The organism is Bacillus sp. FSL R5-0523, from assembly GCF_037975295.1.
GTDB lineage: Bacteria > Bacillota > Bacilli > Bacillales > Bacillaceae > Bacillus > Bacillus subtilis.
Map to the genome: position 1 here is coordinate 2,137,027 of NZ_CP150251.1, position 20,792 is coordinate 2,157,818.

At 43.0% G+C, this 20,792-nt stretch carries 25 protein-coding genes and 1 pseudogene; 5 read left to right on the plus strand and 21 right to left on the minus strand.

Features of this window, described 5'->3' with window-relative positions; genetic code table 11:
* Positions 1 to 107: 107 nt before the first annotated feature.
* The 9 genes and pseudogenes from NYE53_RS10650 to NYE53_RS10690 all read right to left on the minus strand — a co-directional run.
* Positions 108 to 332 carry a YozE family protein gene (locus tag NYE53_RS10650; RefSeq protein ID WP_003231160.1) on the minus strand — a complete coding sequence of 75 codons (225 nt, stop codon included), beginning with the start codon at positions 330 to 332 and terminating at the stop codon, positions 108 to 110.
* 86 nt (positions 333 to 418) lie between these two features.
* Positions 419 to 697 carry a YokU family protein gene (locus NYE53_RS10655; RefSeq protein ID WP_032722011.1) on the minus strand — a complete coding sequence of 93 codons (279 nt, stop codon included), beginning with the start codon at positions 695 to 697 and terminating at the stop codon, positions 419 to 421.
* Complete coding sequence (gene ablA, locus NYE53_RS10660; protein ID WP_004399420.1) at positions 694 to 2,109, minus strand: lysine 2,3-aminomutase; 1,416 nt, start codon at positions 2,107 to 2,109, stop codon at positions 694 to 696. The genes NYE53_RS10655 and ablA overlap by 4 nt, the downstream gene beginning before the upstream one ends.
* A gap of 28 nt (positions 2,110 to 2,137) precedes the next feature.
* Complete coding sequence (ablB, locus tag NYE53_RS10665) at positions 2,138 to 2,965, minus strand: putative beta-lysine N-acetyltransferase (protein WP_327829428.1); 828 nt, start codon at positions 2,963 to 2,965, stop codon at positions 2,138 to 2,140.
* Complete coding sequence (locus NYE53_RS10670; RefSeq protein ID WP_327829427.1) at positions 2,943 to 4,253, minus strand: peptidase; 1,311 nt, start codon at positions 4,251 to 4,253, stop codon at positions 2,943 to 2,945. The genes ablB and NYE53_RS10670 overlap by 23 nt, the downstream gene beginning before the upstream one ends.
* A gap of 8 nt (positions 4,254 to 4,261) precedes the next feature.
* The gene (locus NYE53_RS10675; protein ID WP_004399417.1) at positions 4,262 to 4,915 is read right to left on the minus strand and encodes a 3-oxoacid CoA-transferase subunit B; all 654 of its coding nucleotides are present in this window, start codon (positions 4,913 to 4,915) and stop codon (positions 4,262 to 4,264) included.
* Positions 4,900 to 5,589 (minus strand): CoA transferase subunit A, encoded by a 690-nt coding sequence (locus NYE53_RS10680; protein WP_063335188.1) that lies wholly within the window; start codon positions 5,587 to 5,589, stop codon positions 4,900 to 4,902. The genes NYE53_RS10675 and NYE53_RS10680 overlap by 16 nt, the downstream gene beginning before the upstream one ends.
* 6 nt (positions 5,590 to 5,595) lie before the next feature.
* Positions 5,596 to 6,930, minus strand: coding sequence for an aspartate aminotransferase family protein (locus NYE53_RS10685; protein WP_339244687.1), 1,335 nt, complete (start codon positions 6,928 to 6,930; stop codon positions 5,596 to 5,598).
* Positions 6,911 to 7,042, minus strand: a pseudogene (locus NYE53_RS10690) (hypothetical protein); the annotation flags it as partial. The pseudogene NYE53_RS10690 and the gene NYE53_RS10685, both read right to left, overlap by 20 nt.
* A 102-nt stretch (positions 7,043 to 7,144) precedes the next feature.
* Between NYE53_RS10690 and NYE53_RS10695 the strand changes: the two are divergent.
* Entirely contained in the window at positions 7,145 to 8,497 is a 1,353-nt protein-coding gene (locus NYE53_RS10695; protein ID WP_339244688.1) for an IS1182 family transposase, read from the plus strand.
* Positions 8,498 to 8,645: 148 nt separating this feature from the next.
* Here NYE53_RS10695 and yoyG read toward each other — a convergent pair whose 3' ends face one another.
* The 4 genes from yoyG to cgeC form a co-directional block, all read right to left on the minus strand.
* On the minus strand, positions 8,646 to 8,759 hold the full coding sequence (gene yoyG / locus NYE53_RS10700; RefSeq protein WP_003218179.1) for a YhzE/YjcZ family sporulation protein YoyG: 114 nt from the start codon (positions 8,757 to 8,759) through the stop codon (positions 8,646 to 8,648).
* A 79-nt stretch (positions 8,760 to 8,838) separates the two neighbouring features.
* Positions 8,839 to 9,618, minus strand: coding sequence for a spore maturation N-acetyltransferase CgeE (cgeE, locus tag NYE53_RS10705; RefSeq protein WP_339244689.1), 780 nt, complete (start codon positions 9,616 to 9,618; stop codon positions 8,839 to 8,841).
* Positions 9,619 to 9,646: 28 nt separating this feature from the next.
* Positions 9,647 to 10,927: a spore maturation glycosyltransferase CgeD gene (gene cgeD, locus NYE53_RS10710; protein ID WP_327829422.1), complete on the minus strand. Its 1,281-nt coding sequence runs from the start codon at positions 10,925 to 10,927 to the stop codon at positions 9,647 to 9,649.
* Positions 10,928 to 10,991: 64 nt separating this feature from the next.
* Positions 10,992 to 11,297: a spore maturation protein CgeC gene (gene cgeC, locus NYE53_RS10715; RefSeq protein WP_014477111.1), complete on the minus strand. Its 306-nt coding sequence runs from the start codon at positions 11,295 to 11,297 to the stop codon at positions 10,992 to 10,994.
* 204 nt (positions 11,298 to 11,501) lie between these two features.
* Here cgeC and cgeA point away from each other — a divergent pair, with 204 nt between their 5' ends.
* Positions 11,502 to 11,903, plus strand: coding sequence for a spore crust protein CgeA (gene cgeA / locus NYE53_RS10720; RefSeq protein ID WP_017697128.1), 402 nt, complete (start codon positions 11,502 to 11,504; stop codon positions 11,901 to 11,903).
* A 6-nt stretch (positions 11,904 to 11,909) separates the two neighbouring features.
* Positions 11,910 to 12,863, plus strand: a complete 954-nt coding sequence (gene cgeB, locus NYE53_RS10725; RefSeq protein WP_339244693.1) for a spore maturation protein CgeB — start codon at positions 11,910 to 11,912, stop codon at positions 12,861 to 12,863.
* Positions 12,864 to 12,932: 69 nt separating this feature from the next.
* Here cgeB and NYE53_RS10730 read toward each other — a convergent pair whose 3' ends face one another.
* Positions 12,933 to 14,081: a phytase gene (locus NYE53_RS10730; protein ID WP_327829418.1), complete on the minus strand. Its 1,149-nt coding sequence runs from the start codon at positions 14,079 to 14,081 to the stop codon at positions 12,933 to 12,935.
* 360 nt (positions 14,082 to 14,441) lie between these two features.
* On the opposite strand from NYE53_RS10730, the gene NYE53_RS10735 reads away from it, so the two are divergent.
* Positions 14,442 to 15,467: a nucleoside-diphosphate sugar epimerase/dehydratase gene (locus tag NYE53_RS10735; protein WP_064671101.1), complete on the plus strand. Its 1,026-nt coding sequence runs from the start codon at positions 14,442 to 14,444 to the stop codon at positions 15,465 to 15,467.
* A 43-nt stretch (positions 15,468 to 15,510) separates the two neighbouring features.
* On the opposite strand, the gene msrB is transcribed toward NYE53_RS10735, so the two are convergent.
* A complete protein-coding gene (msrB, locus tag NYE53_RS10740) occupies positions 15,511 to 15,945 on the minus strand; it encodes a peptide-methionine (R)-S-oxide reductase MsrB (RefSeq protein WP_024572009.1) in 435 nt (144 codons plus the stop codon).
* Entirely contained in the window at positions 15,946 to 16,479 is a 534-nt protein-coding gene (gene msrA / locus NYE53_RS10745) for a peptide-methionine (S)-S-oxide reductase MsrA (protein ID WP_339244698.1), read from the minus strand.
* A gap of 131 nt (positions 16,480 to 16,610) precedes the next feature.
* Here msrA and NYE53_RS10750 point away from each other — a divergent pair, with 131 nt between their 5' ends.
* Positions 16,611 to 17,036, plus strand: a complete 426-nt coding sequence (locus NYE53_RS10750) for a MarR family transcriptional regulator (protein ID WP_004398634.1) — start codon at positions 16,611 to 16,613, stop codon at positions 17,034 to 17,036.
* 49 nt (positions 17,037 to 17,085) lie between these two features.
* Here NYE53_RS10750 and NYE53_RS10755 read toward each other — a convergent pair whose 3' ends face one another.
* From NYE53_RS10755 to scuA, 5 genes are all read right to left on the minus strand, one after another.
* Positions 17,086 to 18,423 carry an MATE family efflux transporter gene (locus tag NYE53_RS10755; protein ID WP_339244699.1) on the minus strand — a complete coding sequence of 446 codons (1,338 nt, stop codon included), beginning with the start codon at positions 18,421 to 18,423 and terminating at the stop codon, positions 17,086 to 17,088.
* A 70-nt stretch (positions 18,424 to 18,493) separates the two neighbouring features.
* The gene (ypmT, locus tag NYE53_RS10760; protein WP_003230808.1) at positions 18,494 to 18,688 is read right to left on the minus strand and encodes a protein YpmT; all 195 of its coding nucleotides are present in this window, start codon (positions 18,686 to 18,688) and stop codon (positions 18,494 to 18,496) included.
* A 12-nt stretch (positions 18,689 to 18,700) separates the two neighbouring features.
* Positions 18,701 to 19,264, minus strand: a complete 564-nt coding sequence (locus NYE53_RS10765) for a YpmS family protein (protein WP_339244702.1) — start codon at positions 19,262 to 19,264, stop codon at positions 18,701 to 18,703.
* 9 nt (positions 19,265 to 19,273) lie between these two features.
* Positions 19,274 to 20,041, minus strand: a complete 768-nt coding sequence (locus tag NYE53_RS10770; protein ID WP_339244705.1) for an SGNH/GDSL hydrolase family protein — start codon at positions 20,039 to 20,041, stop codon at positions 19,274 to 19,276.
* A 77-nt stretch (positions 20,042 to 20,118) separates the two neighbouring features.
* Positions 20,119 to 20,700 carry a cytochrome c oxidase assembly accessory protein ScuA gene (gene scuA, locus NYE53_RS10775; protein WP_024572006.1) on the minus strand — a complete coding sequence of 194 codons (582 nt, stop codon included), beginning with the start codon at positions 20,698 to 20,700 and terminating at the stop codon, positions 20,119 to 20,121.
* Positions 20,701 to 20,792: the final 92 nt, after the last annotated feature.

Sequence of the window (20,792 nt, forward strand, 5' to 3'; positions counted from 1 at the left end):
TATGCCGGGTGAAGCCAATTCGCATGGGCATGAAAACCAAAGGAAATATCCAATTATGGTATGGGGGATATAAAAAAATCCGCAGTGATCTGCGGATGAAACAGCTATTATCTGCCGTGCACTTCAGACTCGTATTGATCCCAAGCTTCATCAAACGTCGCCATCGTGTGAAGGTAATCAGCATTCAGCTCCAAATATGAACTGATTTCATGATAATCGGTTGATGTTTTTGGAAAGCTGTGATCCTCATACGCCTGATTGGCAAATTCACTGATGCTGTCCTTCGGCTTAGGGTGTCTGTATTTCAATAAATAGTGATAAAAGGATTTCATGGGTTTCCCCTCCTGGTGTCTGTCTTTTGTTGTTCTATTATACAGTTCAAGTGTAAAATTACAACAAAAGAATACTGAAACATGACTCAGGAGAAGTCAAAATAGTTGCGTTTCAAAATTCTTTCTGTCTCCATGAGCTGCTGATATGTCAGGCTTTCAGGCAGTTTTTTTGTTTGAATTAAAAGCAGCTGATCCTCAATCTCCTTAACCGTGTTTTCCTCTTGATAGGTCATACCGCAGGAAGAACATACCATGGCAGGGGTGTCTGTCAGTTCTATAGCCCTCGATCCATCAGGGAGCTCCCAGTACACCGTGTTCCTGCCGGGCACCGCTTCAAGCTCGCCGCACCACTCGCATGTTTTCATGAAGAATCCCCTCCGCATTCAGTCTCTTTCTGTTTTTTCTGCTGCGCCAAAAATTTCTTTTCTTTAAGCTGATCTCTTTTCTCACGCCGATCTTTTAATGTTTCATGCTCCGGATTTGCGATGTATGCCTCTCTCCTTTTGATTCTGTCTACATTTTCAGGTGTAAACGAAACTTCTTTGTCAGCAAAAATGGCACTCAGCCCGATCGGCTCCTTTTTGTCAGCGGTTTCAGGGAAAACAGACTCAAAATAGGCGTCTGCCTGATTGGGGATATAATTCTCTGGTTCCGGATATGACGTAATCACACCTTCAAAATTTCTTAAGATCACTTTGTCAGGACTTTGTGACAGTACATAGTTTGGCTGCAGGGCGATTTTACCGCCGCCGCCTGGTGCGTCAACGACAAAGGTAGGAACCGCATAGCCTGAGGTATGACCTCTCAGCCCTTCAATGATCTCCAAACCTTTGGAAACAGGAGCTCTGAAATGCCCGATTCCCTCTGACAGATCACATTGGTAAATATAATAAGGACGGACTCTGATTTTTACCAAGTCATGCATGAGCTTTTTCATAATTGGAACCGAATCATTAATACCTGCTAATACGACAGCCTGATTTCCGACCGGCACTCCCGCGTTCACCAGCTTTTCACATGCCTCAACGGATTCTTCTGTCATTTCGATGCTTGTGTTAAAATGGGTGTTCAGCCAGACCGGATGATATTTTTTCAATATCTCGCACAGATGATCGGTAATGCGCTGCGGAAAGACGACGGGCGCTCTTGTTCCGATTCTGATGACTTCCAGATGCGGAATGCTGCGCAGCTCTTTTAAAATATATTCTAAAATTTGGTCGTTGATGAGCAGCCCATCACCGCCTGAAATTAAACAATCTCGGATTTCAGGTGTTTCCCGGATATAAGCAATTGCAGCATCAAGCTGTTTTTTGGGGACTCCCATTCCGATTTGTCCGGAAAAGCGCCTTCTTGTGCAGTAGCGGCAGTACATGGAACATTGATTCGTGACAAGAAACAGCACACGGTCGGGATAGCGGTGTGTCAGACCGGGTACCGGTGAATCTTCATCCTCATGAAGCGGGTCTTCCAGATCGTATTTTGTTTTGTGCATTTCTTCAGAAAGCGGCACAGACTGCATGCGTACCGGGCATCTCGGATTGTCGGGGTCCATTAAAGAAGCATAGTAAGGTGTAATATTTAAGGGGATCGTTTTGGTAGAAATTCTGACGCCTTCCTCTTCATCCTCGGTCAGATTGATGACTTTCTTTAAATCATCTAACGTTCTTACAGTGTGTGTCAGCTGCCAAAGCCAATCGTTCCATTTCTCTTCCGGAACGTCCTTCCATAACTCGATCTCCTTCCAATGCCGTTTCGGTTTATACCATTTGTTTTTCAAACGAACTCCTCCTCGCGCATATTTTGACTTACAGTTGCTTGCACCAAATATTCATGTTTTCAAGGCCTTCGGCTATAAAGCAATTATTGATCAGCCTTCCGCCATACTGATAACCTGAATGGTACAACACAGCATTCATCCCAAAAGACGAAGCACGGGCGAGAGAAAACACATGAAAGATATCCCTTCCAGCCATTTCTTTTTCTAACGCCTTGATTAAAAAGCTTGTTAACGAATGGCCGCGATATTCCGGCAGCACAGCGCAATCGGTTATTTCTGCATGCCCAAGCTCTGGATTGATTTCTGCGCTTGCTGCGCTGATCAGGCGGTCATGATCAAGCATGATATAATACACCGTATTTGCATTCATCGTCTTTTCAATATAAGCGGGGTCAAATACCGGGGTTGGGTACGTGCGGAATACTTTTTTATACAGCATCGATAGCTGGTACATGTCGTTTGTTTCTGCTTTTCTCATCGTAAAAACGGGTGTACTGTCGTTGCGAAGACGGGGCGCTGTGCGATATATGGCTTCGATGATCTCCTGTTCCTCTGTATAAGAATCTGTTTGTCTCCGGCTTTCTGAAAGGTAACGTACCATGACACAAGCCGAATAGCCGAGATAATAGCCCTTTAGATAGCCCTCCGGCGCAAATAATTGTTTGGCAAGGATCAGCTCATCATGCTGCTTCGCATAGACAATGATTTTTTCTGCATTCTCTTCTTTTGCCGCTGCCACGATATCCGGCAGGGCCTTCTCAATAGCTCCGTCATAACGAACCACTCTGATTCGTTTATTAAAGCCGTCATGGTCCAAAACTGCTGTGACACCGCTACTCTTTATTGACTTGAGCATCCGCATCCTCCCCATCTGTATGAAGGCCGCACCAATCCATGACAAAAAGTGCAATAATTTTAGCAGATTCTATCATGGCTTCAACCTCAATGTATTCATTGGCCTGATGAGCCGTTTTTGTTTCCCCCGGCCCGAAAACGATCACTGGTGTATCTCCTGCATGGTACAAAAGCCCTCCATCCGTTCCCCACGGGGAAGCCTCAATAATCGGCTCTGTCTGTTTCATTTTTTGATAGGCTGATTGCAGCACAGAAATTAAAGGGTGATCATCAGGTAAATCATTCGGCAGCCATTGAGCGCCAAACCATTCGACTTGTACGGGATGGCGTTTAAACCATTCGTCATAGTATTCTAAATCCTTCAGCCAGTTTTCCAATTCAAGTTTTACAGCTTCTGGTTTCTCATGGGGAGCAATTCCGCATCTCCCCTCTATGACGACACGGTCTGCAACTGAAGATGGCCAGGCCCCGCCTGAGATGGTGCCGATATTCACCGGTACCGGTATTGGGATATTGTCATACAGCGGATCTGAAATTCTCGCATTGCGGACTTTCTCCAGCTCTTGTATCGCTGTGATAACGTGCATGCTTTTTTCAATCGCGCTTACCCCTTCATAGCGTGTGCCCCCATGTGCGGATAATCCCTTCACAGTGATCCGAAACCACATCGATCCCTGCTGCTTAATAAATAGTTTCATATTCGTCGGTTCAGGAATCAGCGCCCCGTCAGCACGATAGCCTCTCATGATGGCGGACAGTGTACCGGCGCCGCCGCACTCTTCATCTACAACACTCTGAAACAATACATCTCCCTTCAGTTTGACATCGCAGGCGTGCAGGGCTTCTAAAGCAAAAAGAAGGGCTGTATTGCCTCCCTTCATATCCGTTGAGCCGCGGCCGTATATTTTACCGTTTTCTTCGACAGCTTGATACGGTTCATACTTCCAATCCTTTACGCTTCCTTCAGGCACAACATCGATATGGCCGTTCAAAATCAGGGACCTGCCTCCGCCGGTTCCCGTTTTTTTAGCCACGATATTCGGGCTCTCATGAAAATCGGATCGGTTAGATTTAAAGTAGGGATGCTGTTTTAATTGCTTTATGCTTGGCTCCCATACATCAATGTCCATATGAAATTGCCGCAGCTTTTCAAGCACAACAGCTTGGGCGTTAAACTCTGACCCCAATGTGCTTTTTTCCCCAATCAGCCTTTTGAGAAGACGAATGGCTTTGGCCGAATGCTGATCAAGCCACTCGATTACTTTTCTTTCAATGTCTTGCATCCTCATTCCCCCTCTTAAGAAAAAGGCATATCTATTTTGATTTCAGCTTCTGTCAGTCTCGTCACCTCATCGATTGTCGAGCCATTCATCAGCTCTTTTAAAATGAAGTGATGGCTATCGACCTCAAGAACCGCTTTTTCGGTAATAATCAAATCTACACAGCCTGCAGCAGTTAATGGCAGCGTACATCTTTCTGTTAATTTAGGCCTTCCCTTTTGATCTGTATGACTCATGACGACAACCACTTTTTTCGCTTTTTGGGCAAGCTCCATCGCCCCGCCCATACCAGGCACCTTTTTTCCCGGAACAAGCCAATTTGCCAAATCTCCTGATTGGCTCACCTGCAGGGCGCCTAAAATCGTAATGTCAATTTTGCCTTTTCTGATCATCGCAAAAGACATGGTCGTATCAAAATAAGACGCCCCTTTTACAGCGCGGACAGGATATCCCGCGGCGTTGCATAAATGCGCATCCTCTTCTCCCTTTTCGGGACTTTCCCCAATGCCAAGGACACCGTTTTCCGCTTGAAACATGACCTGCATGTCAGGCTTCAAAAAGTTCGGTACCAAGGATGGGATACCGATACCGAGATTCACAATCATGCCCTGCTTAATTTCAGTAGCAGCGCGTTTTGCAATCTGTTCTCTTTCTGCTACTCCCAAGCCCATTTCCACTTCACTCCCTCGCTTCGTACAACCCCCTCAACAAAAACCCCCGGTGTGACAATCATTTCTTCAGAAATCTCACCTTTCGGAACGATACGCTCAGCTTCGGCAAAGGTTCTCCTGGCGGCCATTGCCATAAGCGGATTCATATTGCGCGCGGTTTTGTCATACGTTAGATTGCCGAATTCATCTGCAATGTAAGCATTGATAAAAGCAAAATCAGCCGTCAGCGCCTCTTCAATCAAGTATCGTTTTCCCGCCACTGTTACGATGTCCTTTTTTTCGCAAACCATTGGATTATCAATGCCCACATCGGTTAAAATACCGCCAAGTCCCGCTCCGCCAGCGCGAATCCGTTCCGCAAGCGTTCCCTGAGGTGAAAATTGAACCTCTAACGTCCCCTCTGTCATCTGTTTTCCGGCTACAGGATTGGAACCGATATGCGAGGCGATCAGGGTTTTGACCCGTTGATTAACAATAAGCGGGCCGATCCCTATATCCGGGAAACCGGCGTCATTGCAAATCACAGTTAAATCCGTTACACCGCTGTCCAATATCGCTTCAATCAATGAAGGAGGCGACCCGACTCCCCCAAAACCGCCAAACATCAGAACCGATCCATCCCGAACATCTGCAATTGCTGTGTCAATGCTGATTGCTTTTTGAAATGGCGCCATTTAATGTCAATCCTTTTTTAAGTTTTTTTCGACCGCTGCAACTGTTTCTGAAAAAATAGAGATAAGCTCTTCCATTTCACCGTCTGAAATGGTAAAAGGAGGAGCAATAATGACAGCATCTCCTTCTCCGCTATCTATTCCAGCTTTGGAAGGATAAACAATCAGCCCGCGTTTTTTCGCCTCGCTGACAATAAGCTGGGTTACCGCCTGCTCTGGCGGAAACACTTTCTTCGTTTTTTGGTCTGTCACAAATTCAATGCCTAATAGCAGTCCTTTTCCGCGCACATCACCTATAATGCCGCTTTGAGATGCCGCCTCATCAAGCTTTTTCTTCAGCACAGCGCCCTTTTTTTCTGATTGTTTGATCAAGCCGTGCTTTAACACATATCGCAAAACTTCAAGAGCAGCTTTGGCTGAATAGGGATGTGCACTATATGTGTGACCGCTCATAATCACACCTGACCCTTGTTTTATCGTTTCAATAATAGAATCAGATACGACGGCAGCGGCAATAGGTGCATACCCCGCACCGAGTCCCTTCCCCAGTACAGCAATATCAGGTACGGTGTCCCAATGCTCTGTCGCGAGCATCCTTCCTGTTCTCCCAAGCCCCGTCATCACTTCATCTGCAATAAAAAGCACATCGTGTGTGCGGCATACCTCACTTAATCTCTCATAATATCCCGGAGGCGGAGTAATCGCTGCTCCTGCAGCACCAATAATAGGCTCAGCCACAAAGCCGGCGATGAATTGGCTTCCGATTCTTTTGATCATAGTGTCCAGTTCATCAGCTGCAGTCTGAACAAAGTCTTCTTCTGTCTCGTGATTCAGCCGATAAATATGTGGAACTGAGATAGCTGGATACCGCTCAATGAGATGGGTGAACCGGTATCTCCTTTCATAAAAACCAGACAATGAAAGCGCTCCCAAAGTTATTCCGTGGTAACTGCTCCATCGAGACAAAAAGATGGATTTTTGTGGTTGCTTTTTTTCCTGCCAATACTGAATGGCGATTTTCATAGCTGTTTCTATCGCTTCTGATCCGCTGTTGACAAAAAAAGACCAATTCACGTCTCCGGGCAGCTCCTGTGCCAAGAGAGCGGCTAATTGCTCGGCGGGCTCACTCGTAAACTGTGAGCGGTAAGCAAAAGACACCTGATCAAGCTGTTCTTTCAGCTTCTCAATCACATCACGAACTCCGTGGCCGATATTACATGTCACCGCACCTGACGAGCCGTCGAGATATTTTTTTCCGGTCTGATCATAAACATATGAACCCTTGGCATAACTGACAACCGGATAGGCCGAGCTAAGCTCTGGCTTAATCAAATAACTGCTCATGCTCCCACCTCAAAACCCCTTTTACCATATTGTATGAGTGTCCAAATGGCGGCATGACGTTCCCCGCAAAAACTTTTTCACATAAAAAGAGCCTTCCTAATAGGGAAGGCTCTCAGGCTGTCGAGAAAATCTCGACAGCCTTTATTTTTCCCTTAAAATATCAATTCCCCTGTAATAAAATAAAAGAAAGACTGAAAAGGACGGTGTCTTTCTTATGTTCCACACAAGAAACTCTTCTCAAAACACAGCCGAATTTGTTCTGCTTGACCAACTCGTCGAAGAGGATCACCTGCTTCGAAAAATTGATCAATACATAGACTTCTCTTTCATCATTGAAAAGGTTAAACCTTACTACAGTGAAAATAAAGGCCGCCCCTCACTTGATCCGCTTATTTTATTTAAAATGATGTTTATCGGATACCTCTATGGTATCCGTTCAGAAAGACAACTTGAAAAAGAAATTTACTACAATATGGCGTACAGATGGTTTCTTGGATTGAACATAAATGATCCAGTTCCGCACCACTCCACCATCAGCTGGAACAGACGCACACGCTTTAAAGATACAACCATCTTCCAAGACATCTTTGATGAGATCGTTCTTCAGGCCATCAACCACGACATGGTGGGCGGACGAGTCCTATTCACTGACTCCACACACCTTAAAGCCAATGCCAACAGGCATAAATACACAAGAAAAACAATTGCGCAGGATACCCAAAACTATATCAAGGATTTAAATGAAGCCATTCAAGAGGATCGGGAGGAACACGGAAAAAAGCCATTAACAGCCAAAGAGGAGGTGAAAGCTGAAAAAGAGATCCGCCACAGTACAACCGATCCGGAAAGTGGCTATCTGTATCGTGAAAACAAACCAGAAGGTTTTTTCTATTTAGATCACCGTACAACAGATATGAAATTCAACATTATCACCGATGCCTATGTCACACCCGGAAATGTCCATGATTCTGTGCCCTATCTTGACCGATTGGATCACCAAATCGCACGATTTGGTTTTCAAGTAGAAGCCGTCGCCCTTGATTCCGGATATTTAACGACTCCGATCTGTAAAGGATTATCTGACCGACAAATCTTTGGTGTCATCGCACATAGACGTTATCACCCTACCCGAGGGTTGTTTCCAAAATGGAAATTTCATTACGACATTGAAAAAGACAGGTACATTTGCCCGAACCAGCAAACACTCACATACTCAACAACTGACCGAAAAGGATACAGGTCATATAAATCAAATCCTGAAACATGTTCCTCATGCCCGCTGCTTAAAAACTGTACAAAATCAAAGAATCAGCAGAAAGTGATTACTCGGCATGTATGGGAAGATCATAAAGAAAAGGTCAGACAAAATCGCTTGTCTGTTTCAGGAAAAAACCTCTACAAAAAAAGAAAAGAAAAAATAGAGCGAAGCTTTGCAGATTCAAAACAACTGCACGGGCTTCGCTATTGCAGGTTGAGGGGAAAACGGAATGTGAGCGAACAAGTTCTCCTCACAGCCGCATGCCAAAACATGAAGAAGATTGCCACATACCTAGCCAAGCAAGGCTAGGCATGTGGGAGTGCTTTTTCTGCACCTGAAATCAGATGAATATGTAAAGAAACAGCCCAAAACAAAAAAAGCTTGTAGAAAAAAACACCGTTTTCTCTACAAGCTGAGAGCCTTCCTAATAGGGAAGGCTCTTTTGAAATTTCAGCATCTAGCAAATAAAAGCGGCTCCAACAATAATTAATAAAATGAACAAGACAACAATTAACACAAATGTATTTGTCCCGCAGCCAAATCCGTAACCGTACCCAGAGTATCCATACATGCTGTTTTCATCCTTTCTTATCACGATATACGGCATTTTATGCGGGCCAAGTCCCAAATGGTTTGTGCAAACGCCTATTTCATGTAAGGAAATAATGAAATACAGTATGCACCCGCTCATATTTTTTAAACGTCAGCTTTTCGTAAAACTGAGTTGCACCGTCAGTGCTTGCAGCCACTAAGTAGGCTGCTTCCATTCCTAGTGATTTGGCGATGGACAGCATTTCTTTCACTAAGATACTGCCGTAGCCCTTCCTTTGAAACTGATCTAAAATTGCCACTTCTTCGATTTTAGCCGATTTCTCTTGATGATCGATAAACAGCTCGCCGCACCCAATGGGAACTTTCTGTGCCTGGTCGCTGTAACAAACAACAAGAATGATTATACCTGCTTCATAGAAAGGATATTTTCTTTTTAATTTTTGTTCAGCGATTGCTTCTCCAATATAAATGGAATCGTAAATTTTCATAATAGAAGATCCGTCGCTAAGACTTTTTGCCGTCCCCCATGCGGTTAAAGGATGTCCCATCTGCCCCTTCCAGTCACTAAGCTTCATGTCATATAGTAGCTCATCCTCGACGACAAAACCGCTTTTTATAAGCGACTGCTTCAAACCGAGCGGAAAAACATGCTGCGGCGACGCTTTTAAATGGAGATAATTCGCATCAAGCAGCTTTGGTACGGAGGGTAAAAAGTTAAGTAACCGCTCCAATGGAAACGTATCATGGAGCTGAACAAAGTTATGAGAAAAAATGTGCGGAAGCTGCGGATCTCTGTATACGCTGTAATGATCAAACGATGCCGATTCAGACGTTAACAATATATATTGATGTTCCGTTTTTGAATAATGTCCTGTCATGAACGTCTCCTTTTTATGACCTATACCTTTACTCTGTTGCAATATTCAATTTCTTTATAATCTCATCGTACACCGGATAAAACGGCTTTCCAATTGGAAATTGCTGAATATTTCGGAAAGAAGCGGAGATTGGCTTCTGATGTAAAAAAAACTTCCTTGCTACTTGTTCACTAATCGGGTGAAAGACGCCGTTTAGAAACAAAAACGGCTCGCGTTCGATGAAAAACAGACGTCGGCCAGGCGGATTTTTGATCAATTCAGATCGTTTCCACATAATCGGCGGCCCTTCCGGAAGCGTCTCCATCTCTTCTTTTCCGATTGTCACTATGTCTTTTCTTTGAAATTGATAAAATTGAAACGCATACTGGTCCACAATTCGCCTTTTTTTTCCGGCTTCGATATAAAATATTGCAGGATGGTCAGCTTCCTTTACTAAAATATAATTCGGAATGTTTAAAATTTTTCCAGTCCTATATTGGAATAAATATGGGTCTGGAACAGCGACAGTCCGATTTAGATACAAAAAACCCCACTTTTCTCCAACAGGATGCCTTACACCCTGATCAAAAAAACACACATTTTGATCTGAACCTTTTACAAAAGAGCCGTCAATCAAATCGGCGGGCAGAAACCGATATGCATTTTGAAATGAATCGGGGGTTTTATAGGTTGTGTCTAATACTTCATTTATCGGCAGAAATGGGGTAAAGTTGTTGAGTCTCGCCCAAAAAATTGCGTCGCCATGATTCCAATGCTTCATATCATCATCCCAGTAGCCTCCAAATTTATGGTGGATGAGATTAAGTAACGAACGGCGATGCATAACGGAGCAATGATCAACTTGAAAAGCGGCCTGATCAAGCACTGCATTGGCATTTCTGTAGAAATGTGAGATTTCCTCTCCCCTTTCGTTTACATGTACAACTTTTTGTTTTGAATAGACCGCCTGCGCTTCAGGCTTATGTGAAAACTCTTGCACCATACGGCTCAGCCGCTCAGGATGATAAACAGTGTCGTCAGTAAGATAGGAAATGTAATCGCCGTCTGCAAATGGGAGCGCACTGTTAATTAATGTGGCATAACGGGCTGTTTTTAATCGATCTGCAGGATGCACGAAACTGTTATGATATTGAATGCGCCGGTCATGGAGATACTTGTGAATCACCGCAGTTGTTTCTGCATTCGAATGATCATCCATGATAAAAAGCTCCCAAAGATCATGCGTTTGCTGTATTACGCTTTCGATCGCTTTTTGCAAATAATCGGGTTTGTTGTAACTTGTTAAAATAATAGACACTTTCTCTCCCATCTATACCGCCTCCCGCCGTCAAACATAAAAACGGCTCCGCAGCAAGCAGAGCCTCTGTCATCTTTTAAAAAGCACCCCAGCTTACAACACTTGAAAGTGAAACATGAGATCTCGTGTTATTTAACGGGTTTTGGAAAATAACCAAATCAGTCAGAACTTCTTTTACGATGACATTTTGAAGTGTATCTCCGTTAATCAAATTGACTTTTGAAACCGGTACGCCCAGCTCTTTTGCAAAAACCAGCTGGCGTCTGAGGTCAGATGGATTTCCTTCAGAAGACGATTGACGTATCAGCAGAATCAGCAAAAGCAAAATAAAATGTAGTTCATCTTGGTTTTCTTCTCGATCCACTTGTTTCTCTAAATCCAAATCATCCCTCTCCCTTATCCTTATCTCTGTTTCACAATATGTGCGACTCCGATTTATGGTATAGGCTATGTCCACTCCATAAAAAAATCAGCATTTTCCTTAAATAGATGAAAATTAGATCAGGTACGGCGTTCGACTCATACCAAATAACAGCCGGAAGAATATGATTAACGTGAGTTCACTATCGAATAGGAGGTGTGTGTAATGAGCTCTGAAAATGCACAGTTAAAAAAGGATTTAATTAAAGCCGTTTTAAGCCCTTTATTTCCAACTGCAACAGAAGGAGGAGAAAACATGGATAGTAACCTTAAAGACTTGCTTGAAGCTGCCATCGATCAAAGAGTAGATGAAAGTGAGACGGTTACGGCAGAATCTCTTTTAGACCCTTCCCTTCCGGCAAGATGGATTTTTGCCAGAGTTACGCCAGGCACGACAATCAGCATTGTAACCGATTCGGGAGACATGATCGGGCCGGTTGTCTTCGTTGCTTTCGATCAGGTTCACGGGATCGTATTTGTAACACAGGAAAGCTCCGTCACTCCAGCAGGCCAAGCTACAACATTAATTGATGTAGACAAAGTAGAAAGCGTTACGTTCTTTTCATAACATCCGATGAAAGTGTTGTATATCCAGTCGGGATACGGAGGAATATATTGTTATTTTGATCGCTGGGCTGAAGAATGTTTTCGGAACACTCATACAGAGTATATGTCTGCAGATACACTTGAAACAGAAACTTTGGTGAAGATCGAAACGTTTCAGCCGGACTTCGCACTCTTGATGGTTGGAGACCGCGTTCCTCACGACTGGCTGACCTGGTTAAAGGGTAAGGGTATTCCCGTATATGTTTGGCTGACCGAAGACCCATTTTATATGGATATCAGCCTACAGGTAATCAAGCTCGCTGACGCCATATTAACGATTGAACAAAATGCCGTTCTCTATTATCAAGGGCTCGGCTACCAGCACGTCTATTATGTTCCGATACCAGTTAATCATCGGCTGTTTAAAAAAATGGGCACCGAACATTCCTATCATTCAAATCTGTTAATCATCGGCTACCCTTACCCTAATCGGGTTCAGCTTATGAAAGAAGCGGTCTATCTGCCATTCACGGTTCGGGTAATCGGCAAGGAATGGAGAAAATATCTGCCTAAAAAAGTGCTCAAACAGCCGCATATTGATGTCGTCAGCACATGGGTTCCACCCGAACAGGCCGTTCATTATTATAATGGGGCAGACATCGTAATTAATGCGCATCGTCCCTATCATTTTGCTTTCAACCAAAATACTATGCGCATCAAAAATGCCAGTTTTAATAACCGAACGTTTGATATTGCTGCATGCGAAGCATTTCAATTAACAGATTTACCCGCGGCGCATCCTTTTTCATCCTTTATTTCTTATCACGGCATGAACGACTTTAAGGAAAAAGCCGCTTTCTATATCAACAATCCTGAAGAACGGCAAAAAGCTGCAGCAGCCAATTATAAAGAGACCGTACCCGCATTTACGTTTGATGAGCTTCCTGCAAAACTAAAAGCGATTCATCTGGCGCTTTCTTGAAAAATCGTTCATGCTATGAACGATTTTTTTATTCATAGAAAAAAGCAGCTGCACAGGCTGCTTTCTATTCTAGCCGTCAGAACGGTCTTTCAGCTTCCTCGGATTTACCTGTTTATGAAGATCAGGTTTTCCGCCGAGATGCTGTGCAATTTGTTCCCACGATACAATTTTGAAATTTTGATTGACGGCTTGTCCGTTATCGATATTTTCGCCATCCTGCGCCACAAAAATCCCGTACGGATATTTTGGGCCAAGTCCGAAACCGAGAACATCAATACCATCCGTGTCACTAGTACCGTCTATCTTCTCGCCATCTGTAATCTCAAAGTTGGCTACATAGCGATTTTTCCCCTGCCGTTCATACATTGCATAGCTGTTATTTCCTTGACTTGAAGCCATGAGATATCCTTTGCCATTTGGTGCATAATAGATTGTCAGTCCTTCAATATCAGCTGTCAAATGATCTCCTGTCACACGGTCAACAACCTGCCCCTTTGACCCTCCGCCGGGCTCAGCGTTAAATTTCCAGATGGCTTCATCTTCCTCTGCTATGTATAGGTTCCCATACTCATCATCCGCAACAAGGCCTTCGGTCTGAGAATTCAACTTAAATTCACGCACCTTTTTCCCTGTTACATAACCCTTTCCACCATCAACAATTTCATACTGCTCAAATTCCCCTTGTTTGCCTGTCACTAATGCGTAAAATGCTCCTGTTTTCTGGCTGTGATACAGGCCGAATCCATAAACCTCAGAAATATTGGTGGAAATAGGATGTTTTGGATCTGTAATGCTTTTCAATTTTCCTTTATCCCCGTCTATTGCATATACATCAATTGTATTTTTTCCTTCGGACCGGTTGGATGCGGCAGCAATATCAATTTTTTCGCCGTTCAATGGAAAATCATAACGCAGATCAACATTATTGAGCTTGCCAAACTCATAAGAATGAAGCTGTTTTCCGTCTAAATCATACACGACGAGCCCTGACTTCTTATTTGTCGTAATCAACTTGCTTTTTTCCGGGTGTTTTTCATGAACCCAAATGGCCGGGTCATCTGCTGCGTCATCGCCAGATGCGACCGGATCTGTCTCCGTGTGTGCAGTCACTTTGAAATGATGTTCCTCATTCACATAATGAGCCGACACAGAGGTTGCTGTCAGGCTAAGCAATAAACCCGCGGCAGTGCTTAGCAGCATTGTTTTTGAAACCTTCATTTGGTACCCTCCTCTTTTATCACTATCACTATTATTGTAAAATATATACAGGTGATTACCGTGAGGAAAATGAACCTTTTTTTATAGGGTTTCTGACTCATAAAACAACTAGGTACGTGAGATGGACTTTGCCAGATTTCCTTTTGCGGAGCGAAATAAAAATATGTTGAATATTTAGTACATTGTTTATTTAGTTTTATCGTTCCCTAGTTACGTCCGTTTTTCCATTTTCTATTAAAAAAGAACACTTTGTGACATGATCATTCCCCTAAATTTTTCTTTATTGGTTGCTTTCATTAATTCGATTACAAAGTTGAACATATGATGCATGGTAGAGAAACGAGAGTTGGAGGATAAGCCATGCCTAAACAGCAAACAGCAGAACTAAAACCATTTTTCCATAACAAAACAGTTTTAGTCACTGGCGGAACGGGTTCAATCGGGAGTCAAATTGTCAAACGCCTTTTGCTGCTTACACCTAAACAGGTGATTGTATTCAGCAAAGACGACAGTAAACAGTATGTCATGAGCCAAAAGTATGCGGAGGATAAGCGGCTATTATTTGTACTCGGAGATGTACGCGATCACAGAAGGGTGAATCAGGTGATGAAAGGCGTCGATATCGTCTTTCACGCGGCTGCGCTGAAACAGGTTCCGACATGTGAGGACCATCCATTTGAAGCGATTCAGACCAATCTCATCGGCGGACAAAATGTGGTGGAAGCTGCCCTTTCACACCGAGTGCAGCATGTCATTAATATCAGTACAGATAAAGCTGTATCTCCTGTGAACACAATGGGTGCCACCAAGCTGTTATCTGAAAAGCTGTTTCATCAAGCAAACCGCCACGTCCAAAACAAAGGAACCTTGTTTTGTTCGGTCCGCTTTGGAAATGTTCTCGGTTCCAGAGGTTCGGTCATCCCCATATTATTTGAACAGATGATGGAGGGTGAACCTCTGACTATCACAGACAAAAACATGACCAGATTTTTCATGTCAATAGACGATGCAGCTACATTGACATTACAATCGGCTGCTATTACAAAAGGCGGAGAAACTTTTATTTTCAAAATGGAATCACTGAAACTTGAAGAACTGATTCATGGGTTTGAAGAATATGCATCGCAGCACGGGCTCCCGCTGCCGGCTGCAGTAGAAGTGGGCAAGCGTCCAGGTGAAAAGCTTCACGAAGAATTAACATCTCCACATGAAATTGAATCACTGTATGAATGGGGCAACCTTTATGCAATCCTTCCAGAGCCGGAAAAACATCCTGACTTTCGCAAAGTCAATCTGCCTGGGTATCAATCAGATCAAGCCCCGCTTATTACGAAAGAAAGAATTGCTCAGATTATTGAAGAATTGCATCAAGAGAAAAAGGCATAAAAACAAGCCTGTCTATCCATTAGGCAGGCCTGTTTTTAACACTTTATTTATTAAAGAGATGCAGATAGCTTTCGTATCCTTCTTCTTTTAGCTTATGCTTCGGAACAAACCGCAGCGCTGCTGAATTTATGCAGTAACGAAGTCCGTTTGGCCCCGGTCCGTCATTAAATACGTGGCCAAGATGAGAATCAGCAGTTCGGCTTCTTACTTCTGTGCGAATCATGCCGTGGCTCGTGTCCAGTTTTTCTTCCACTTCTTCTTCTTCAATTGGCTTTGTAAAGCTTGGCCAGCCGCAGTGGGAATCAAATTTATCCTTGGATGTAAACAATGGCTTGCCTGACACAATGTCTACATACAAGCCTTCTTCCTTATGATCCCAATATTCATTTTGAAATGGCGGCTCCGTGCCGTTATTTTGCGTTACTTCATATTGCATGCGATTTAATGACTTCAATTTTTCTTCTTTATTGTACGCCATTTATTTAGCCCCCCAATGCTTGCTGATAAATCCCGCGCGTCCGGAACCTGTCCGGTAGCGCTGATAATGTGCTGGATTCTTTTTATAAAAATGCTGATGGTAGCCTTCCGCTTCATAGAAAGGTTCAGCTTTTAAAATGTCCGTTACAATCGGATCTTTAAAGATGCCGCTTTCCGCCAGACGTTGCTTGGAAGCTTCCGCAAGCTCCTTTTGTTTATCATTATGATAAAAAATGGCTGCGCGATAGGAGCTGCCGCGATCAGCAAACTGCCCCCCGGCATCTGTCGGATCGATTTGCTGCCAAAATAATTCAAGCAGTTTTTCATAAGGGAATACATCAGGATTAAACGTGATTTGAACGGCTTCACGATGTCCCGTCGTTTCACTGCACACCTCTTCATACGTAGGGTTTTCAGTATGGCCGCCTGTATACCCGGACACCACTTTTTCAATTCCCGGCTGTTCGTCAAAAGGTTTAACCATACACCAAAAACAGCCTCCTGCAAATGTGGCGATTTCTTTTTTTTCAGACATACTGGTGCCTCCTTTGTTAATACGTGGTATTATTATATTATAGCATGTAAAAATAGAATGAAAATGATTCTGCTTTTCAATAAAATCTATAGGTTTTAAGCAATATGCTTATGTAATGGAGGTTCACAAATTTGAAAGTAAGAACACAGATGATGTACGATATGGAAACTTTACTCCGTAAAGTCTTTAAACAAATACGCAATGAAATCAATGAAATTTTAGATAAAGAGCTGTCGCGGAATGAATTCACCATTCTTCGGATCCTCAGTGAACAAGGGCCTAAAAAAGTCACTGAATTTGCGCCTATTTTAGAGGTATCGGCAAGCCACATTACGGCTGTGACCGATGCACTGGTAGAAAAGGAATGGATTACGAGAATCAGATCGAAGGAAGACAGACGCATCATCCGTATTCATATCACTGAAGCGGGCGAAAAAGTCCTTCAGCACTTTAACGAGAAAAAAACGGAATATTTCTTTAAACGCTTTGACTGCTACACGGATGCTGAACTTGCCACGTTAATCGAGCTCTTCAGCAAACTTGATAAAAAACGGTGAACAAAAGCACATACCGATATAAAGGTATGTGCTTTTCGCAGTGCTTCACTTATTTTTCAGTAAACAGCTTCATTGCTTTCCAGCGGCCATATCTATAATACAAAAATGCCGCGCAGCTGCTTAATAAAAAACTCATTCCGATTCCAAGCCCGATTCCTTTTTGTCCAAGCCAAGCTGAAAATAGAGCTGTAAAAGGATATCTCAACACCCAAAACGAGATCAAATTTAATACCAGAACCTGCAGCATCGCTCCCGCGGCCCTGACGATTCCGTTCAGCACAAAATTAATCCCAATAAAAGGGTAGAAAAACGCGATCCACTTCAAATACTGTTCACCAAATGCGACCGCATCGGGCTCACTGATAAATAACCTTATGAGATATTTACCAAATACCCAAATCATAACCGCAATCACCAGCATGCAGGAAATAACAGCCATCACACCTAGCCTTGCAATTGTTCCCACTCTTTTTTCGTTTCCGATTCCAATATTTTGCCCTGCCATACTGTTGACGGCCGTACCGGCAGCCATTGCTGGAAGCGTGATGATGCTATCAAGCCGCTGCACCGCGCCAAAGCCTGATACCACGTGATCCCCGTATGAGTTAACAACACTCATAATCGCCATCATACCGCCTGTAATCACCATCATCTGCAGACCTGCCGGAATCCCGAGTTTCAAAATCAGCGCGGACTCTTCCCACTTGGGCATTCTCGGAATTGAGAATGGCACAAGCTTGTGTTTGACGACATAAAACAACCCATATAGAAACGCAATTCCCTGTGACAAAATCGTTGAATAAGCCGCTCCCGCTATTCCCATGCGGAACACAGAAATAAAGAGCGGCGCAAGCACTGTATTCAGTACAACAGCAAACGCAATAAACCGGAGAGGTGTCTTGCTGTCGCCCAGCGCACGAAGCACAGTACTGATAAAGTTATAACCAAACAAAAATAAAATGCCGATAAATTGAATCTGTAAATACGTCTCAGCAAGCGGTATCATTGACTCCGGTGTTTTTAGAAGACGCAGCAAAAGCTCTGAGAGAAAAAAACCGGCAGCGCCGAATCCGATGCTTAGGCCTGTTAATAAAACAACAAAAGCGTTAATATACGATGCCATTCCTTTTACATCATCTTTTCCTTTTTGCTGAGATAAAATGGTTAACGTCGCATTGTTAAGGCCCAAAATAAAAGACAGCACGGTCAAAACAATCGTGCTTGATACCGCGGCTGCCCCAAGGGCCTTTGCCCCCAGTAAATTGCCGATCCACAAGCTGTCTATAAATTGAAAGGAAACCTGCAATGCGTTTCCGAGCATAATAGGCATTGAAAACAGTACAAGCTGTTTCAGCACGTTCCCCTGTGTAAAATCGTATGCTTTCATCTTTTCTCCTTGTGTTCTCAAATTTTCTTCGGACCGCACGAAAAAAGAGACGTTGTTTCATGTCTCTTTTTCATGACTTATCGGTTTTTTTTCGGTCTCTCATACCGAATGTAAACACCATCACACTTAGGAACAAGGCACAATAGGAAACATTCAAATACATTTGATCCATGTCTTCAGCGGCCAGATGATGATAAGCAAGCCAGCCGAAGTACAGGGAAAACGTAAAGGATAATAAACTGAAATACTGGTAAATCCGTTTCATTTTCAGTCACCTCTATTGTTTAGGATGGTAATAGGAAAACTCAATTTCATCTTTTTCTAAATTTATCTTATCCGCTTTGACATACATTCCATTCGTTAAAGGCATTTCTGACAAACGCACTTCAATGCTTTTATCTCCGGGGTGAACATGGACAAATGACGGCAATTCATAAAAGCTGTCCATATAATTTAACACAAAGCTAATTGGTATACTCAATTTCCCTAACGAAAATTTCGTGACATTCAGCTCTACATCACCGTTTTTTTTCACAGTTGGCTCAAAAGCGATAAACGCATCAATAGACGTGGAAAATGCCTTGATTTTCCCTGCGACATGAACATCATCATCAATCTCTACTTTATAATCAAGCTTGTTTGATGCTTTGTCGTTTAAATATGAGTTAACAAACGCAGCTAATGATTCTTTTGTGCTTGTCACTTGAAATCCATACTCGCTCTCAGATGAATCCTTCACCTGAGCCTGTTCCCCCGGGAGCAAAACAAGTGCCACAAACCCGGCGGCGAGGATAAAATTAATTGTAAGCAATATAAAAAACAGTCGCTTCCACTTATTCATGCTGTCACCCTACTCTTTCGGTAATCCTTCTTTTTTAATGGCTTGATAGACGCGCTTTGCGATAAGAGAATAACCCGTACCATTAGGATGAAAATCATCTTCCTCAGAAATTCGGCTGCTGTCACTTTTTTGATTGAACAAATCTTCGATATGAACGATTTTTGCATGTTTATCTTTTTTCAGCTCTTTTTCAGCAATATGGTTCCAATCCGTGACGACACCATTTATTTCATTTAGTTCTGATAATGTAAACGTAAACGGATTGTACATGCTGACATAAATCAGCTCAGCGTGATCATTCAGCTCGCGAATTTCAGAAATGATTTTTTCAAAGCGATTTTCGTACGGTTTTTCCGCTTCCTGAAACGGTTCAACGGTTAATTGCAGAAAGTTTTGGCGAAGGATTTTCATCAAATCATTACCGCCAATTGTAAAAAAGACATAATCTGCGTCCTTTATGCCTTTTTGAACCTTTTTATCTTTTAGTTTTTCTAATAAATCATCCGAACGGTTCCCTTTTACGGCATAATTTTTCACGTCGACCGTTTTGACTTGTTTATCTGACCGGATAGAATCCGCCACCTTGCCGACATATCCCTTTCCGTCGGGATCTCCGACTCCTTCTGTCAGCGAATCTCCGACAGCCGCTATGACAATGTGTTCTTTTGTTTTCGTTTCATGGGCTTTTTGTTTTCCCTCAGATGATGTACGTATGCTCGTACACGCAGTAAGAAGCAAAATCAAACTGGCCATGATTGAAAAAATGCGCAGCTTCAATCTTGTTGCTCCTTCCCATTCTACTAGTGGAAAGTGTATCATGTTTTAGAAGATTTGCAAATGCCTAGTCTCTTAGCTTACTTGAGTGTACTGGCTGACTTCACATCGGAAATGATATCATCGTACGGTGTATTCTCCACTCCATTGTAATCTTTCAGCACCTTACCGTCCGGACCTACCAAATAAAAAGAAGATTGATGAATCACTTGGTCCTCTCCCTCCGGCTTCTTTACGATCGCTTTAAAGCTCTTAAGTGCGAACTCCTCAATCTCACTCTGGCTGTATCCAGTGAGAAAATCCCAGTTATCAAAAGATAATGGATAATTTGCGGCAAATTTCTTCAGCTGTTTCGGCTTATCGTTTTCTGGGTCAACACTAAATGATATGATGCGGACATCTATATTTTCGGCTTTCAATTTTTTTTGCAGATCAGTCATATGAGCGGTCATTGGCGGACATATAGTTTCACAATTGGTAAAAATAAAATCCGCCAGCCATACTTCTCCTTTTAAGCTCTCTAAAGAAACGTTCTTGCCGTCTTGGTTTTGAAATGTAAAAGGCTCCACCTCGTAATTGAGCGGATTTTTAATCTGCTGTCCTCCGCATGCACACAAAAACAGAAAAATCAGCCCAGCCGTTAACCCCTTGATAACCTTCATGACATCCACCCTTTCCAGCCAGCATAAAAACGCTTTCTAAAACCGTCCTTACTGTCCCATGTTTGTATTCGATACTGAGCAAAAAAAATCCT

What these genes read in the sequence shown, in the direction of transcription:
- NYE53_RS10650 (WP_003231160.1), bottom strand. Translation starts at nt 332, where the DNA reads ATGAAATCCTTTTATCACTATTTATTGAAATACAGACACCCTAAGCCG.
- NYE53_RS10655 (WP_032722011.1), bottom strand. Translation starts at nt 697, where the DNA reads ATGAAAACATGCGAGTGGTGCGGCGAGCTTGAAGCGGTGCCCGGCAGG.
- ablB (WP_327829428.1), bottom strand. Translation starts at nt 2,965, where the DNA reads ATGCTCAAGTCAATAAAGAGTAGCGGTGTCACAGCAGTTTTGGACCAT.
- NYE53_RS10670 (WP_327829427.1), bottom strand. Translation starts at nt 4,253, where the DNA reads ATGAGGATGCAAGACATTGAAAGAAAAGTAATCGAGTGGCTTGATCAG.
- NYE53_RS10675 (WP_004399417.1), bottom strand. Translation starts at nt 4,915, where the DNA reads ATGGGCTTGGGAGTAGCAGAAAGAGAACAGATTGCAAAACGCGCTGCT.
- NYE53_RS10680 (WP_063335188.1), bottom strand. Translation starts at nt 5,589, where the DNA reads ATGGCGCCATTTCAAAAAGCAATCAGCATTGACACAGCAATTGCAGAT.
- NYE53_RS10685 (WP_339244687.1), bottom strand. Translation starts at nt 6,930, where the DNA reads ATGAGCAGTTATTTGATTAAGCCAGAGCTTAGCTCGGCCTATCCGGTT.
- NYE53_RS10695 (WP_339244688.1), top strand. Translation starts at nt 7,145, where the DNA reads ATGTTCCACACAAGAAACTCTTCTCAAAACACAGCCGAATTTGTTCTG.
- yoyG (WP_003218179.1), bottom strand. Translation starts at nt 8,759, where the DNA reads ATGTATGGATACTCTGGGTACGGTTACGGATTTGGCTGCGGGACAAAT.
- cgeE (WP_339244689.1), bottom strand. Translation starts at nt 9,618, where the DNA reads ATGACAGGACATTATTCAAAAACGGAACATCAATATATATTGTTAACG.
- cgeD (WP_327829422.1), bottom strand. Translation starts at nt 10,927, where the DNA reads ATGGGAGAGAAAGTGTCTATTATTTTAACAAGTTACAACAAACCCGAT.
- cgeA (WP_017697128.1), top strand. Translation starts at nt 11,502, where the DNA reads ATGAGCTCTGAAAATGCACAGTTAAAAAAGGATTTAATTAAAGCCGTT.
- cgeB (WP_339244693.1), top strand. Translation starts at nt 11,910, where the DNA reads ATGAAAGTGTTGTATATCCAGTCGGGATACGGAGGAATATATTGTTAT.
- NYE53_RS10730 (WP_327829418.1), bottom strand. Translation starts at nt 14,081, where the DNA reads ATGAAGGTTTCAAAAACAATGCTGCTAAGCACTGCCGCGGGTTTATTG.
- NYE53_RS10735 (WP_064671101.1), top strand. Translation starts at nt 14,442, where the DNA reads ATGCCTAAACAGCAAACAGCAGAACTAAAACCATTTTTCCATAACAAA.
- msrB (WP_024572009.1), bottom strand. Translation starts at nt 15,945, where the DNA reads ATGGCGTACAATAAAGAAGAAAAATTGAAGTCATTAAATCGCATGCAA.
- msrA (WP_339244698.1), bottom strand. Translation starts at nt 16,479, where the DNA reads ATGTCTGAAAAAAAAGAAATCGCCACATTTGCAGGAGGCTGTTTTTGG.
- NYE53_RS10755 (WP_339244699.1), bottom strand. Translation starts at nt 18,423, where the DNA reads ATGAAAGCATACGATTTTACACAGGGGAACGTGCTGAAACAGCTTGTA.
- ypmT (WP_003230808.1), bottom strand. Translation starts at nt 18,688, where the DNA reads ATGAAACGGATTTACCAGTATTTCAGTTTATTATCCTTTACGTTTTCC.
- NYE53_RS10765 (WP_339244702.1), bottom strand. Translation starts at nt 19,264, where the DNA reads ATGAATAAGTGGAAGCGACTGTTTTTTATATTGCTTACAATTAATTTT.
- scuA (WP_024572006.1), bottom strand. Translation starts at nt 20,700, where the DNA reads ATGAAGGTTATCAAGGGGTTAACGGCTGGGCTGATTTTTCTGTTTTTG.